Source organism: Nonomuraea monospora (genome assembly GCF_039531895.1).
Taxonomy (GTDB): Bacteria; Actinomycetota; Actinomycetes; order Streptosporangiales; family Streptosporangiaceae; genus Nonomuraea; species Nonomuraea monospora.
Genome location: NZ_BAAAQX010000018.1, coordinates 232,132 through 247,588, shown reverse-complemented (window position 1 = coordinate 247,588; position 15,457 = coordinate 232,132). Strand labels below are relative to the sequence as shown.

Sequence of the window (15,457 nt, the reverse complement as noted above, 5' to 3'; positions counted from 1 at the left end):
CCGTGCCGCCCGTGCAGGCCGTGCCGCCCGTGCAGGCCGTGCCGCCCGTGCAGGCCGTGCCGCCCGTGCAGGCCGTGCCGCCCGCGCCGCCCGCGCCGCCTCCTGGCGCAGGCGCGGCTGCGGCCACGTCACAGCCCGGGGTGCCTTCGGACGCGCAGCCCCTTTCGGGCGAGGCGCCGCCGCCCGCTGCCCGCCGCCGGGGCGAGCCGCTCGACGTGCGCCTGATGCGCCACCTGGCGGAAGCCGAGCTGGCCGACGCCCAGGGCCTGCGCGGCCAGGCACTGCGCAAGGTCCGCTCGGGCCTGGCGCTGATCGACTCCCACCGCGGCACCCTGGGCAGCCTGGACATGCTCACCGGCGTAACAGCCCTGGGCGCCGACCTGGCGGTGCACGGCCTGCGTGCCGCCCTGGAGGGCGGCTCACCACGCCAGGTGTTCGCCTGGTCCGAGCGTTGCAGGGCGCAGGCGTTCAGGTTCCGCCCGACCCGCGCCCCCGAGGACGAGCAGACCGCGGAGGCACTGGCGGAGCTGCGCCAGCTGGCCCAGCAGATGCACGCCGACGAGGCCGCGGGCCGCCGCCGCCCGGCGCTGCGGAGGCGCTGCCTGGAGCTGGAGCAGGTGATCAGGGAGCGCGGCTGGCAGCTCCCCGGCGTCGGCGAGCGGCTGGCGCCCGCCTCGGTGGCGGCCGTGCGGGAGGCGCTGGACGAGGACGGATTCGCGCTGGTGAGCCTGCTGAACGTGGACGGCGGCCTGCTCGCCCTGGTGCTCGTGAACGGCCGCTGCCACCTGCACAGGCTCAGCGCGTACGAGCCGGTGGCGGAGGCGGCGCGACGCCTGGCGGGGGACCTGAACGCGCAGGCCGGCCGGAATCTGCGGCCGGCGATGAAGGCGGTGATCGAGGCGTCCGTGCGGCGCCAGGTCGGGGTGATCGCGGACGCGCTGGGTGCGCCCTTGCGGCAGGCGTTGTCCGGGGCGAGGGGGATCGTGCTGATCCCGACGATGGGGCTGTCGGCGGTGCCCTGGGGGCTGCTGCCCGAGCTGCGGGGCAGGCCGCTGGCGGTGGCGCCGTCCGCGCTGGTGTGGCTGGCGGCCAGGCGCGCCGCCGAGCCGTTCGTCAGGGACGGCAGCTCCTCCGTCCTGGTGGCCGGGCCGGATCTGGAGCACGCCGAGCGGGAGATCGAGCGGCTGGGCGCGGTGCATCCGAAGGCGCGCACGCTGAGGGGCGGATCCGCCACCGTGTCGGCCACGCTGTCCGCGCTGGACGGCGCGTCGTTCGCGCACTTCGCCACCCACGGCCACCACGAGCGCGAGAACGTGCTCTTCTCCCGCCTCGACCTGGCCGACGGGCCTCTCATGGCCCACGACCTGCAACGCCTGGACAGGACGCCGGGGCACGTGGTGCTGTCGGCGTGCGACGTGGGCCAGGCGGTGGTCAGGGCGGGGGACGAGCTGCTCGGGTTCACCGCGGCGCTGCTCTACCTGGGCACGTCCACGGTGATCTCCAGTCTCACCCGTGTGCCCGACGCCGTCGCCGAGCAGGTCATGATGGCCTACCACCGGGGTGTGGCGCTCGGCGCGTCCCCGGCGGACGCGCTGGCCTCGGCCGCCGAGGGGGAGCCGGCGTGCACGTTCGTCTGCTTCGGGGCCGGATAGGCCCCGTCAGGGCAGCAGGCGGCGCTGTTCCTCCTCGACGACCAGCCGCGCCAGCGACTGCTCCGACACGTCCACCGCGTCGCCCGTGGACTCGGCCAGGTCGCTGCGCCTGGCGTAGGCGTCGAACAGCCGCGACTTGCGCCGCAGGATGTCCAGCATGCGCTGGTCCACGGAGTCCACGGTGAGGAGCCGGTGCACCTGGACGCGGCGCACCTGCCCCATCCGGTGCGCACGTCCGACCGCCTGCGTCTCCATGCTCGGCTTGACCTGCGGCTCGCACAGGATCACCACGGACGCCGCCTGCAGGTTCAGCCCGACCCCGCCCGCCTGCACCTGGCTGAGCAGCACGGCGTGCCCGGCGGCGGCGGAGAACTCGTCCACGACCTGCTGCCGCCGCTCCGCGCTGACGTCGCCGGACAGCGGGCCGTGCGCCCGCCCGTCCAGCGCCGCGCCGACGGCGGCGAGCACCGCGCGGAAGTAGGAGAACACCACCACCTTCAGCCCGTTGGCCTCGGCGTCGTCGATGAGCTCCAGCAGCCGCTTGAGCTTCGCGGAGGTGGCCGGTTCGGCGTAGGCGGCGCGCCGCATGGCCATGAAGTTCCCCTTGGCCACCGCCTCCCTGTACACCTCCAGGTCGGCCCCGCTGAACTCCACCCACTCGTCGGCCTCCACCCGGTCGGGCAGCTCCGCCAGCACGTCCTGCTGGTTGCGCCGCAGGTAGACGGGCGCGACCGCCTTGCGGAAGGCCTGCGCCCCCGCCACCACGTCGCTGCTGCGCAGCTCGGCGGCGAGGCCGGGCCGCAGGTACGCGATCAGCGTCCTGAACTCCTCCACCCGGTTCTCCATCGGCGTGCCGGTCAGGAACAGCACCCGCCGCGCCCGCCCGCACCAGCCGGCGACCGCCCGTGAGCGTTTCGTCTCCGGGTTCTTGACGTAGTGGGCCTCGTCCACGACGAGCATGCCGAGGTCCGCGGGCTCGACCCGGTGCAGCCCGTCCAGGGTGGCCACCGCGACGCCGCCCCGCCGCAGCCACTCATGCTGGGCGGCGAGCCGGTCGGGGCCGTGCAGCGGGTAGGCGGGCAGGGTGCTGCGCGCGCCGATCTCCCGCACCCAGTTGATCAGGACGCTCGCCGGGCAGGCCACCAGGAAGTGCGTCTCGCCGGACGCCCGCAGGTGCGCCAGCGCGGCGATCGCCTCGATGGACTTGCCCAGCCCCATCTCGTCACCGATGATCACCCGCTCCTGGACGAGTGCGAAGCGCGCGCCGAACGCCTGGTAGCCGCGCAGGGACACCCGCCGGTGCGTGTCGTCCAGGGGCTGCGCGGCGACCTTGGCGGCCAGGTCGTCCGGCAGCAGCCCCTGCTCCCTGCCGAGCGGCTCGCCTGCCAGCTCGGCCAGCAGGGCGAAGTACTCGGGCGAGCGGGACTCGAAGTCCGCCCACGCCTCGAAGTCGCGGGCCGGGGGACGCAGCAGGTCCGTCGTGGCCTGGGCGATCAGCAGCCGCGTCCCGGCGGCGCCGGACGGCGGGCCCTCAGTGCCGGTGCCGGTGCCGGTGCCGTCCAGCGGCTCGCCGGCGCTGGTGCGGTCCAGCGGGTCGCCGGCGCCGGTGTCGGCCAGCAGGCGTTCGATCGCCTCGACCGCCTCCCGGGCCTGCCGCCGCCGCGACGGCAGGGTGAGCATCATCCGCAGCCGGCTGCGCGCGGGCCGCGCCTGCGCGAGCAGCGGCGCCAGCCGCCCCGCCAGGTCCCCGGCGGCGTGCAGCGCGCGCGGCAGGTCGGGGCCCGCGACCACCAGGCGGTGCAGGGCGACCACCAGCTCCGTGGTGTGGTGGTCGGGCACGTCCACGTCGAGCCGCAGGCTGGCGGCCTCGGCGGCGGCCTGCTCGATCTGCCGGGCGGCCGCGTGGATCTGTCCCGCGGTCCGCGCCCCGATCCCGGGCAGCAACTGCAGCTCGTACGGCGTGGCGTCCAGCACCTGCCGCACCGTGGCGAACCCGGCCTTCTCCAGCGTCGCGATGCGCAGCCGCCCGTCGGTGACGTCCTTCAGCCGCGAGACCGGCACCGACTCCAGCCCGGCCCTGGCCACGTCGCGGCGCAGCGCGTCGAGGGCGTGCACGGCCTGCGCGCGGACGGCGGCGTGCTCGTCCAGGAGGGTGCGCGCGTCGGCGAGAAGCAGGTCGGCGTTACTGAAGTTCACCGGACCAAGGATGCCCACGAGGACGCCCGGCAGACAACGGGGGCGGTCACCTCAGGTGCACGCCGATGAGGCAGGTGTCGTCGTCGGTGTCGGAGTTGCAGTGGGTGAGCAGGGCGTCGAGGCGGTGGTCGAGCGAGTCGGCCGTGCGTCCGGCGATGGTCAGGAGCTGGTCCTGGCCGTGGCGCAGGTTGTGGTCGCGCCGCTCGATCAGGCCGTCGGTGTACATGAGCAGCGTGTCCTCGGCCTGGAGCTGGAGCTCCCCCTCCTCGTACTGGGCGTCGGTGAACGCCCCCAGCAGCGGCCCCTTGACCATGGGCAGCTCCACGCCGTGGCCGTCGCGCAGCAGGATGGGCGGCAGGTGGCCGGCCCTGGCCCAGCGCAGGACGCGGGTGGGCGGATCGTACAGGGCGCACACGGCGGTCGCGGTCATCCGGTCGGCCAGGTGGTGGGCGACCTGGTTCAGCCAGCTCATGATCTGCGCGGGGCCCGCGCCGGTGGTGGCCAGGCCGCGCAGCGCGTTGCGCAGGATCACCATGCCGGTGGCCGCCTGCACGCCGTGCCCCGCCACGTCGCCGACCGACAGCAGCACCTGATGGGACGGCAGCGCGACCGCGTCGTACCAGTCGCCGCCGACCAGGTCCTCCTTCTGCGCCGGCCGGTAGCGGACGGCGATGTGCAGGCCGAAGGAGTCCATCGCGCCGTGCGAGGGCGGCATGATCGCCTGCTGGAGCTGCAGGGCCAGGCGGTTGCTCGCGGCGGAGCGCTCCTCGGTGTGGGCGAGCTGGTCGCGGGTGACCGACAGCGCCACCTCCGTCCAGTGTTGTGAGGAGATGTCCTGGTACGCCCCCCGGATCGCCATCAGCCGCCCCTCCGGCCCGAAGACCGGCTCGGCCACCACCCGCATGTGGCGGGTGACCCCGTCGGGGCGCACCAGCCGGAACGCCACGGCCGCGAACCGCCGGTGGTGCAGCACCGTCCGAAGGAACCGGCCGATCGCGATCTCGTCGTCGGGATGGGCGTGGGCGCGCAGCCGTTCGAGGGGGATCGGGCGGTCGCCGGGCGTCATCCCGTACAGCGAGTAGAGCTGCGCGTTCCAGGTGATCTGGCCGGTCACCGCGCTCTCCTCGAAACCGCCGATGCGGCCCAGCCGCTGCGCGTGCTCCAGGAGCCCGGCCAGCCGCGAGCCCTCGTCGTGGTCGCGCCAGACCATCAGCACGGTGTCGCCGTGCCGGGTCAGGCTCACGTCCGCTACCCCGGTGGTGCTCAGGCCGAGCGTCATCCGTTCGGCGCGGAACGGCCTGCCCGTCGCGTGCACCTGGATCAGCCGCGTCAGCAGCCCGCCCGCCGCCCGGGGGTAGGCCTCCAGCAGCAGGCAGCCCGGCGCCAGCGGGTACGCGTCGAGCAGCAGCCGGTCGCCGCCCGAGATGCGGTCGTTGACGTGCCTGATCCGGAAGTCGGCCGGCTCGCCGTTGGAGTCCAGGTGCGCCTGCAGCACCAGGGCGGGGTCGGGCAGCGCGTCGGCCAGGTCCACGACCTCCGCCAGCGCGGGCGTGGACGGCGCCAGCGCCGCGAACGGCGCGTCCAGCGTGTGCGCGCACAGCTCGGCCATGGCCTCGATCTGCCGTTCGAGCCTCGGCGGGTGCGGGGGCAGCGCGTGCGGCCAGCAGATCTCCAGCACGCCCAGCACCCGGCCGCCCGTCGTCATCGGCACCGTGACCCGGCCGCCGCCGGCCACCAGCCGGCCGATGGCGGGCAGGCCCGCGTCGCCGTGCCAGATCATCCGCCGCTCCGTCAGCGACCGCCCGGCCGGGGTGACCACGCCCGGCGGGACGTGCCGCCACCGCCTGGCCTCCTCGGCGCCGAACCCGGCGAAGCCGACCAGGCTGAGCGCGGCGCCCGGCTCGGCCGCCCACACCGCCACCGCCGTGGCGCCCAGCGGGCCCAGCGCGTGCTCCAGCAGCGCCACGGCCACCACCTGGGTGTCGCCCGCGTCCAGCGCCGCGCTCTCCGCGGCGCGCAGCCGGACCGAGACCTCCGGGTCGGAGCCTGCCGCCGCGCCGATGCGGTCCCTGGCCACCTCGTTGACGATGTCGGCGGCCACCTCCAGGCGGGACACGCCGGCCTTGGCCGCCAGCGTGGCGAGCTGCTCGGCCGCGTGGGCCGGGCCGCAGCGCAGGCGTTCCAGCAGGACGCCCTTGGCCAGCTCGATCAGGGCGCGGTCGTCGGCCTCGCGCCGCGCCCGCTCGGCCTCCCGCCGCAACCGCTCGACGGTCGCGGCCAGCGCGTCCAGCCGATCCTCGGACACGGCCTCCCCACCACCGCCACTCCGCGCCTCGGCCGGGTCGCCACCCCCCGCTTCGGCCGGGTCGCCGCCCCTCGCCTCGGCCGGGCTGTCGTCACGCGCTTCGGCCGGGTCGCCGCCCCTCGCCTCGGCCGGGCTGTCGTCACGCGCTTCGGCCGGGCCGCCGCCTGGCGCCTCGGGTGCGGGCATGTCACGCGCTGAGGCCGGGCTGTCGTCACGCGCGTCGGCCGGGCAGTCGTCCCTTGCCCTGGACGGGCCGTCGTCACGCGCTTCGGGCGCGACGGCGTCCCTCGCCTCCGCACCACCGTCGTCACGCGCACCGGGCGGGTCGGGGAGAGGAGTCGCCTGGTCGTCTGCGTGCACGTCGCCGCTCCTCGCGAGATCGTCAGGACGGGTCCATCCAATGCTGGATGCGTTCGATGAGATGGTCGGCGTCCACCGGCTTGGTCACGTAGTCGCTGGCCCCCGCCGCCAGGCTCTTCTCCTGGTCGCCCGGCATGGCCTTGGCGGTCACCGCGATGATGGGCAGGTCGGCGTACTGCGGCATGGCCCTGATCGTCTCGGTCGCCGTGTAGCCGTCCATCTCCGGCATCATGACGTCCATCAGGATCAGGTCGGTCTCGGTGTGGGCGGTGAGCGTGTCGATGCCCTTGCGGCCGTTCTCGGCGTGCAGCACGTTGATGCCGTGGATCTCCAGCATGCTGGTGAGCGCGTACAGGTTGCGGGCGTCGTCGTCCACCACCAGGACGGTGCGCCCGGCGAGGGTGTTGTCGATCTCGCGGGCCGCGGCCTCGCCCACGGTGCCGGTCCTGACCAGGGGCAGCACGTCGCCGGGCTGGTTGGCGGTGAGGTGCAGGGCGATGCGCTCGCGCAGCTCGTCCAGGCTGGACAGCAGCTCCAGCGGCTGGTGCGCGAGGCTCACCTCCTGCTGCGCGTGCGAGCGCCAGTTGTTGTACGCCAGCACCGGCACCCCGTGCAGGCGCGGGTCGCGGTCCATGATCTCCAGCAGGTGATAGGCCGACATGTCCGGCATGCTGAGGTCCAGCACGATGCAGTGGCAGGGCTCGCCGGCGAGCATGACGGCCGCCTCCTCCACGCCCGCCGCCGCGACGACCTCCATCGTCCCGTCGTGGTCGCGCGCGCCGGCCAGGTCGCCCACGACGCTCTCCGACACCAGCGACAGCAGCCCGTTGCGGCGCTCCTCGATGACGAGCAGCCGCCGAGCGGCCACCGGCGCCCGCTCGGCGGGCTGCGCGGGCTCGCCGCCCTCCGCCGGCACGACCTCGAACCCGGGCCGCGCCACCGGCAGGAACAGCGTGAAGACGCTGCCCTGGCCGGGCGTGCTCTGCACCGTGATGGCGCCGCCCAGCAGGTAGGCGATCTCGCGGCAGATCGACAGGCCGAGCCCGGTGCCGCCGTACTTGCGGCTGGTGGTGCCGTCGGCCTGCTGGAACGCGCCGAAGATGACTTCGAGCTGCTGCTCGGGGATGCCCACGCCGGTGTCGACGACGCGCAGCGCGATGGCGGGGCCGTTCGGGCGTACGGAGGGAGGCAGCTCGGACGGCGCGGCCGGCTCGATGCGCAGCTCCACGCTGCCGCTCTCGGTGAACTTGACCGCGTTCGAGAGCAGGTTGCGCAGCACCTGCCGCAGCCGCGAGTCGTCGGTGAGCAGCTCGGCGGGCACGCCCGGCGCGGTGGTGACGCGGAAGGCGAGGCTCTTCTGCCCGGTCATGGGCCGGAAGGTCGCCTCGACGTAGTCGAGCAGCTTGCGTAGCTGCACCCATTCGGGGTTGATGTCCATCTTGCCCGCCTCGACCTTGGACAGGTCGAGGATGTCGTTGATGAGCTGCAGCAGGTCGGAGCCGGCCGAGTGGATGATCCCGGCGTACTCGACCTGCTTGGGCGTCAGGTTGCGCGTGTGGTTCTGGGCGAGGAGCTGCGCCAGGATGAGCAGCGAGTTGAGCGGGGTGCGCAGCTCGTGGCTCATGTTCGCCAGGAACTCGCTCTTGTAGGTGGAGGCCAGCGAGAGCTGGTGCGCCCGCGCCTCCAGCTCCTGCCTGGCCTGCTCGATCTCCAGGTTCTTGGTCTCGATGTCCTGGTTCTGACGGGCCAGCAGCGTCGCCTTCTCCTCCAGCTCGGCGTTGGAGCGCTGCAACTCCTCCTGCTGGCTCTGCAGCTCCTCCGAGCGCGCCTGCAGCTCCGAGGCCAGCCGCTGCGACTCCTCCAGCAGCTCGTCGGTGCGCGCGTTGGCCACGATCGTGTTGAGGTTGACGCCGACGGTCTCCATGAGCTGGTCGAGGAAGGCCCGGTGCACCGGCGTGAACGGCTGCACCGAGGCCAGCTCGATCACGCCCAGCACCTGCTCCTCGACCACGACGGGCAGCACGATCACCGACGTCGGGTCGGTCCTGCCCAGCCCTGAGGAGATCGTGATGTAGCCGGGCGGCAGGTCGGTCATCGAGATCGTCCTGCGGCTGCGGGCCGCCTGCCCGACGAGCGCCTCGCCGATCCTGAACCGGCTCGGCCGCTCCGGGTCCACCGGGTAGCCGTAGGCGCTGATGAGCTGCAGCTCGCTCTCCTCGGCCAGGAAGAACGCGCCGTACTGGGCGGAGACGAGCGGCGCCAGCTCGTTCATCACCAGCTCGGCGACCGTGGCCAGGTCGCGGTGCCCCTGCATGAGGCCCGACATGCGGGCCAGGTTGGACTTCAGCCAGTCCTGCTGCTCGTTGGCGCTGGTCGTCTCGCGCAGCGACTTCACCATCGAGTTGATGTTGTCCTTCAGGTCGGCCAGCTCGCCCTCGGCGTCCACGGTGATCGACCTGGTCAGGTCGCCGGACGTCACGGCGCTGGTCACCTCGGCGATCGCGCGGACCTGCCGGGTCAGGTTGCCGGCCAGCTCGTTGACGTTCTCCGTCAGCCGCTTCCACGTGCCGGACACGCCCTCGACCTCGGCCTGCCCGCCCAGCCGCCCCTCGCTGCCGACCTCGCGGGCCACGCGCGTGACCTCGGCGGCGAAGGAGGAGAGCTGGTCGACCATCGTGTTGATGGTGGTCTTCAGCTCCAGGATCTCGCCCCGCGCGTCCACGTCGATCTTGCGGGTCAGGTCGCCGCGCGCGACGGCGGTGGTGACCTGGGCGATGCTGCGCACCTGGTTGGTCAGGTTGTCGGCCATCGAGTTGACGTTGTCGGTGAGGTTCTTCCAGGTGCCCGCGACGTTCGGGACGCGGGCCTGGCCGCCGAGCTGGCCCTCCGTGCCGACCTCGCGGGCCACCCGGGTGACCTCGTCGGCGAACGCGCTGAGCGTGTCGACCATCGTGTTGATCGTCTGGGCCAGGGCCGCGACCTCGCCCTTGGCCTCGACGGTGATCTTCTGCGACAGGTCGCCGCGCGCCACCGCGGTGGCCACCTGGGCGATGCTGCGCACCTGGTTGGTCAGGTTGGACGCCATGACGTTGACGTTCTCCGTCAGGTCCTTCCAGGTGCCGGAGACGCCCCGCACCGTGGCCTGGCCGCCCAGGTTGCCCTCGGTGCCCACCTCGCCCGCCACCCTGGTCACCTCGTCGGCGAAGGAGGAGAGCTGGTCGACCATCGTGTTCAGGGTGTTCTTCAGCTCCAGGATCTCGCCGCGCGCCGAGACGGTGATCCGCTGCGACAGGTCGCCGCGCGCCACGGCGGTGGCCACCTGGGAGATGTTGCGCACCTGGTCGGTGAGGTTGCCCGCCATGAAGTTCACCGAGTCGGTCAGTGCCCGCCAGGTGCCGGCCACGCCCTTGACGTCGGCCTGGCCGCCCAGCCTGCCGTCGGTGCCGACCTCGCGGGCCACGCGGGTGACCTCGGCGGCGAAGGAGGAGAGCTGGTCGACCATCGTGTTGACGGTGTTCTTCAGCTCCAGGATCTCGCCGCGCGCGTGCACGGTGATCTTCTGCGACAGGTCGCCGCGCGCCACGGCCGTGGTGACCTGGGCGATGCTGCGTACCTGGTCGGTGAGGTTGCCCGCCATCGCGTTGACGGACTCCGTGAGGTCCTTCCAGGTGCCGGAGACGGCCGGCACCTCGGCCTGGCCGCCCAGCCGCCCCTCGGTGCCGACCTCGCGGGCCACCCGGGTGACCTCGGAGGTGAACAGGGAGAGCTGGTCGACCATGCCGTTGAAGACGGACGCGATCTCGCCGAGCAGCCCGTCGGCGTCGTCGGGAAGCCTGGTGCGGAAGTCGCCGTCCCTGACGGCCGTGAGCCCCGCGAGCAGCCGCCGGAGCTCCGGCTCCTCACTGGCCTCTCCCGGGCCGCGGGCGCGCTTGTTACGCGCGGACGAATGGGATGTGCCGACAGTGGACTCGCCCATGACCGGTCCTCCGTGCTCGCCCGGGCTTCCTCAGGTAGCGGAGACATTAGCCGGATCTGCCCTCGGTGCGTGCTAACCCCAAGTTGTCATCTATCTATCACAGGACGTGCACGGGGGGTGTGAACATTTTCGGCCTGAGCGGAAGGCGATTGGCCCACTCGCAAAACTCGCTCTATTGCGACTTCCTTGCAATAGAGCGAGTTCCCGCGCGTTCGCGGCTCAGTGGCCAGAGGCCGCCGCGCGCTCGCGAGCCAGCCGCTCCTCGCCGGACAGCGTCGCCAGCGGCTTCTCCTTGATGAACAGCACCGCCACCAGGGCCAGCACCGTGAGCGGCACCCCGATGAGGAACAGCTCGGCCGTCGCGGTCGCGTACACGTCCTGGATGATCCGCACGACGGGCGCGGGCAGCTTGGAGATGTCGGGCACGGCGTGCGCGTCGCCGCCGCCGCCACCGGCGGCGGCCATCGGCCCGAGCTTCTCCGTGAGCAGCGTGGTGACCCGGTTGGCCAGCACCGCGCCGAGGGCGCTGACGCCGATCGTGCCGCCCATGCTGCGGAAGAAGGTCAGCGCCGAGGTGGTGGAGCCCAGGTCGGCGGCGGGCACGTCGTTCTGGGCGGCGAGCACCAGGTTCTGCATGAGCATGCCGACGCCGACGCCGAGCACCGCCATGTAGGCGCCGAGCATGACCGTGCCGGTCTGCCCGTCGATGGTGCTGAGCAGGCCCATCCCGGCGAGCATGACGATGCCGCCGGCCACCAGGAAGCCCTTCCAGCGGCCGGTCTTGGTGATGAGCTGGCCCGCCACGGTCGAGGAGATGAGCAGGCCGAACACCATCGGCAGGCTCATCAGGCCGGCGACCGTCGGCGACTTGCCGAGCGCCACCTGGAAGTACTGCGACAGGAAGACGGTGCCGCCGAACATGGCGACGCCGACGAGCGCGCTGGCCACGGTGGCGAGGGCGACGGTGCGGTTCCTGAAGATGGTGAGCGGGATGATCGGCTCGGCGGCCCGCGACTCGACCCGGACGGCCAGCGCGAGGATGATCACGCCGCCGCCGACGAGGCCGGCGGTCCACCAGGAGCCCCACTCGAACTGGTTGCCCGCCAGCGACGACCAGATCAGCAGCGTGGACACGCCCGCCGTGATGAGCAGCGCGCCCAGATAGTCGATCTTGACTTCCTTGCGCACCACCGGCAGGTCGAGGGTGCGCTGCAGCAGGATGATGGCGACGATGGTGAACGGCACGCCGAGCAGGAAGCACCAGCGCCAGCCGAGCCAGGAGGTGTCCACGAGCACACCGCCGATGAGCGGCCCCGCGACGGTGCCGATGCCGAAGACGGCGCCGAAGATGCCGGAGTAGCGGCCCAGCTCACGCGGCGGGATCATGGCCGCCATGACGACCATCGACAGCGCGGTCATGCCGCCGGCGCCGATGCCCTGGACAGCGCGGCTGACGATGAGGATCTCCACGTTCGGCGTCAGGCCCGCGATCAGCGAGCCGGCCACGAACAGCCCGAGGGAGAGCTGGATCAGCAGCTTCTTGTTGTAGAGGTCGGCCATCTTGCCCCAGAGCGGCACCGTGGCCGTCATGGCCAGCAGCTCCGTGGTGACGATCCAGGTGTAGACGGTCTGCGTGCCCTGCAGGTCGGTGATGATGCGGGGCAGGGCGTTGGCCACGACGGTCGAGGCCAGGATGGACACGAACATGCCCACCATCAGCCCTGACAGTGCTTGCAGGACCTTCCGTCTGGACGTGGGCGTCGCGGCCGCGGGCTCGGGCTGCGCGCTGGTGGTTGTCATCTTTCCTCGTTTTCTCGGGCGTTTTCCGGGGGCAGGGCGGGCCCCGCGTTCGGCGGGGCTCCTGCGGGCACCGGCAGTACGGGAACGTTCACGTCCGCGGGACGGTCGAAGGGGGACGGGTGACCGGGCCGGTCACGGGTTGGGCAGGCCCGCGGCGAGCTGGTCGAAGGCCTCGTCCACCAGACCGGCCAGTGAGGGCCGGCCGCCGGCGGCGCTCCAGCGCAGCATCGCCACCCGGAAGGCCGCCATGGCGGCCGCGGTGACGAGCTCGGGATAGCCGCTGGTGTTCGGTGCGACGCCGGCGCGGTGGGCGACGGCGTCCGTCACGGCCCGCTCGGTCTCGCTGCCGCTGGCGACGAGCCGGGGGAGCAGCGACGGGTTCTGTTCGAACACCTTCAGCCGCAGCAGCCACTGCTCGCGCTGCTCCTGCACGGCTTCTGCCTCGGCCCGCGACATCAGCCGCAGCGCCTCCAGGACGGGCACCTGGGCGGGCACGGCGTCCAGGCGCCTGCACAGCTCGCCGGCGGAGGCCTGCCGCGAGCCGATGAGCGCGTCCTCCTTGGACGGGAAGTAGTTGAAGAACGTGCGGGAGGAGACGTCCACCGCCTCCGCGATGTCCTCCACCGTGACCGCCGCCAGGCCGCGCTCGGCGACCAGGGTGAGGGCAGCGTGCTCCAGGGCCGCGCGGGTCTCGAGCTTCTTTCGATCCCTGCGGCTGAGCTCCTCTGCGCTGTCCACGATGGTCACAATGCCCAAGATTACGGGAAAAATTTCACAATCTGCAATGTTTCAGGATGTGAAGTGCCGCAGATCACATCTCGACGATGAAGGTTAGGCTTGCCTATGCTCGGGTGGTGCACTCTTCCGACATACGCCTGGTCACGACCGAGGACGAGCTCCGCGAGATCGTCAAGGAGCCGCCGCAGACCATCTGGGACAAGGACATCGCCCGGATCGACGAGCACGCCCGCACGATCATCGCCCACTCGCCGTTCGTCCTGCTCGCCACCTCCAACCCCGACGGCACCTGCGACGTCTCGCCCCGCGGCGACCCCGCCGGCTCGGTGCTGGTGCTCGACGACCAGCGGCTGGCGCTCGCCGACCGGCCCGGCAACCAGCGCCTCGACAGCCTGCGCAACGTGCTGCTCAACCCGCACGTCGGCCTGCTGTTCATCGTGCCGGGCATGAACGAGACGCTGCGCGTCAACGGCCGGGCGACGCTCGTGTCGGACGCGCCGTTCTTCGACGACCTCACCGTCAAGGGCAAGCGGCCCAGGCTGGCGCTCCTCGTCGAGGTCCAGGAGCTCTACATGCACTGCGCCAAGGCGTTCCTGCGCTCGTCGCTGTGGCAGCCCGAGACCTGGCCCGACCGTAAGAGCCTGCCCACGCTCGGGCGGATCGCCAAGGACCACATCGGCATCAAGGGCGTCCCGGCGAAGGTGATCGACGCGGGCCTGGCCATGGACGCCAAGATGAACCAGTACTGACTGCGTGAAAGCCCGGGAAAGCATAGGCTGGCGGGATGACGGACCGGGATGATCAGATGGCCGCCCCCCCTTCCAGTCCTCCTCAAGCGCACGCCGAAGACCAGCCCAGCCTCAAGCGGGTCATGGGCCCAGGCCTGCTGCTGCTCTTCATCGTCGGCGACATCCTCGGCACCGGGATCTACGCCCTCACGGGCCAGGTCGCCGGCGAGGTCGGCGGAGCGGCGTGGCTGCCGTTCGCCATCGCGTTCGTGGTCGCCGCGATCACCGCCTGCTCCTACCTCGAACTGGTCACGAAGTACCCGCAGGCGGCGGGCGCCGCGCTCTACGTGCACAAGGCGTTCCGCCTGAACATCGTGTCCTTCCTCGTCTGCTTCACCGTGATGTGCTCCGGCATCACCTCCGCCTCCGCCGCCTCGCGCGCCTTCGCCGCCAACCTCGCCACCGGCTTCGGCCTCGACGTCGGCAACGGCGTCATCCTGGCGATCGCGCTGGGCTTCATGCTCCTGGTCCTGGCCGTCAACCTGCGCGGCGTCGGCGAGAGCGTCAAGATCAACGTGGTGCTCACCTCGATCGAGCTCTCCGGCCTGCTGCTCGTCATCCTGCTCAGCGCGTGGTTCATCGCGGGCGGCAACGCCGACTTCTCCCGCGTCGTCGCCTTCGAGACCGCCGCCGACAAGAGCGTGTTCCTGGCCGTGAGCACCGCGACGTCGCTCGCGTTCTTCGCCATGGTCGGCTTCGAGGACTCGGTCAACATGGCCGAGGAGACCCGCGACCCGTCGCGGATCTTCCCCCGCATCATGCTGACCGGGCTCGGCATCACCGGGGTGATCTACATCCTGGTGTCCATCTGCGCCGTCGCCGTGGTGCCCGTCGGCGTGCTCGCCGAGAGCGAGACGCCGCTGGCGACCGTGGTGCAGACCGCCACCCCCGGCTTCCCGATCGCCGACCTGCTGCCGTTCATCTCGATGTTCGCCGTCGCGAACTCCGCGCTGATCAACATGCTGATGGCCAGCCGGCTCCTGTACGGCATGAGCAAGCAGAGCGTGCTGCCGTTCTTCCTGTCGAAGGTGCACCCCAGGCGGCGCACGCCGGAGGCGGCGATCCTGTTCACCACCGTCATCGCCATGGGGCTCATCACGTTCGTCTCGCTCGACCCGAAGAGCCCCGTCGTGGCGCTGCTCGGCGGGACGACCTCGCTGCTCCTGCTCGCCGTCTTCGCCGCCGTCAACGTGTCCGTCCTGGTCCTGCGCAGGGACCGGGCCGAGGTCAAGCACTTCAACGCGGGCCGCGTGCTGCCCGTGCTGGGCACGATCACCTGCCTGTACCTGGTGCTGCCCTGGTCGTCGGGGCGACCGGCCGGTCAGTACGAGATCGCCGGCGTGCTGCTGGCGATCGGCCTGATCCTGTGGGCGGTCACCTGGTTCGCCCGCCGCAGGGAGGAGGCGAACAGGTGAGGCTCACCTGACGCTCGCGTCGGTCAGCAGGAACGACAGCACACCGGTCGCCAGCAGGGCCGCGTACAGCAGGACGACGCCGGCGACGAGCAGCGCCCGCCGCCATACCGACCGCCGCGGCGGGGGTGTCGCGTCGCGCTCCGCACCCTCTGACATGCTTCGACGCTAACAGGAGCAGGCGCGAGGGCAAGGGGCGCGACGCCCGGTGTCTCCGGCGTTTTCGGCTG

The 15,457-nt window shown here is 72.2% G+C and carries 9 protein-coding genes; 3 read left to right on the top strand and 6 right to left on the bottom strand.

The window, feature by feature from the left end:
• The coding region (locus tag ABD331_RS31920; protein ID WP_344482745.1) for a CHAT domain-containing protein at positions 1–1,652 on the top strand (1,652 nt) is incomplete at its 5' end.
• Between the two features lie 6 nt (positions 1,653–1,658).
• Here ABD331_RS31920 and ABD331_RS31915 read toward each other — a convergent pair.
• From ABD331_RS31915 to ABD331_RS31895, 5 genes are all read right to left on the bottom strand, one after another.
• On the bottom strand, positions 1,659–3,848 hold the full coding sequence (locus ABD331_RS31915; protein ID WP_344482742.1) for a DEAD/DEAH box helicase: 2,190 nt from the start codon (positions 3,846–3,848) through the stop codon (positions 1,659–1,661).
• Between the two features lie 46 nt (positions 3,849–3,894).
• Complete coding sequence (locus ABD331_RS31910) at positions 3,895–6,513, bottom strand: SpoIIE family protein phosphatase (RefSeq protein ID WP_344482739.1); 2,619 nt, start codon at positions 6,511–6,513, stop codon at positions 3,895–3,897.
• A gap of 22 nt (positions 6,514–6,535) precedes the next feature.
• Complete coding sequence (locus ABD331_RS31905; RefSeq protein ID WP_344482736.1) at positions 6,536–10,489, bottom strand: HAMP domain-containing protein; 3,954 nt, start codon at positions 10,487–10,489, stop codon at positions 6,536–6,538.
• Positions 10,490–10,708: 219 nt separating this feature from the next.
• Complete coding sequence (locus tag ABD331_RS31900) at positions 10,709–12,289, bottom strand: MDR family MFS transporter (protein WP_344482733.1); 1,581 nt, start codon at positions 12,287–12,289, stop codon at positions 10,709–10,711.
• 132 nt (positions 12,290–12,421) lie between these two features.
• Positions 12,422–13,027, bottom strand: coding sequence for an acyl-CoA-like ligand-binding transcription factor (locus ABD331_RS31895; RefSeq protein WP_344482730.1), 606 nt, complete (start codon positions 13,025–13,027; stop codon positions 12,422–12,424).
• A gap of 116 nt (positions 13,028–13,143) precedes the next feature.
• Between ABD331_RS31895 and ABD331_RS31890 the strand changes: the two genes are divergently transcribed.
• The gene (locus tag ABD331_RS31890) at positions 13,144–13,776 is read left to right on the top strand and encodes a pyridoxamine 5'-phosphate oxidase family protein (RefSeq protein ID WP_344482727.1); all 633 of its coding nucleotides are present in this window, start codon (positions 13,144–13,146) and stop codon (positions 13,774–13,776) included.
• A 122-nt stretch (positions 13,777–13,898) separates the two neighbouring features.
• Entirely contained in the window at positions 13,899–15,230 is a 1,332-nt protein-coding gene (locus tag ABD331_RS31885; RefSeq protein WP_344482724.1) for an APC family permease, read from the top strand.
• Between the two features lie 3 nt (positions 15,231–15,233).
• Here ABD331_RS31885 and ABD331_RS31880 read toward each other — a convergent pair whose 3' ends face one another.
• Entirely contained in the window at positions 15,234–15,386 is a 153-nt protein-coding gene (locus tag ABD331_RS31880) for a hypothetical protein (RefSeq protein ID WP_344482721.1), read from the bottom strand.
• Positions 15,387–15,457 lie beyond the last annotated feature (71 nt).

What these genes read in the sequence shown, in the direction of transcription:
- ABD331_RS31905 (WP_344482736.1), bottom strand. Translation starts at nt 10,489, where the DNA reads ATGGGCGAGTCCACTGTCGGCACATCCCATTCGTCCGCGCGTAACAAG.
- ABD331_RS31900 (WP_344482733.1), bottom strand. Translation starts at nt 12,289, where the DNA reads ATGACAACCACCAGCGCGCAGCCCGAGCCCGCGGCCGCGACGCCCACG.
- ABD331_RS31885 (WP_344482724.1), top strand. Translation starts at nt 13,899, where the DNA reads ATGGGCCCAGGCCTGCTGCTGCTCTTCATCGTCGGCGACATCCTCGGC.
- ABD331_RS31880 (WP_344482721.1), bottom strand. Translation starts at nt 15,386, where the DNA reads ATGTCAGAGGGTGCGGAGCGCGACGCGACACCCCCGCCGCGGCGGTCG.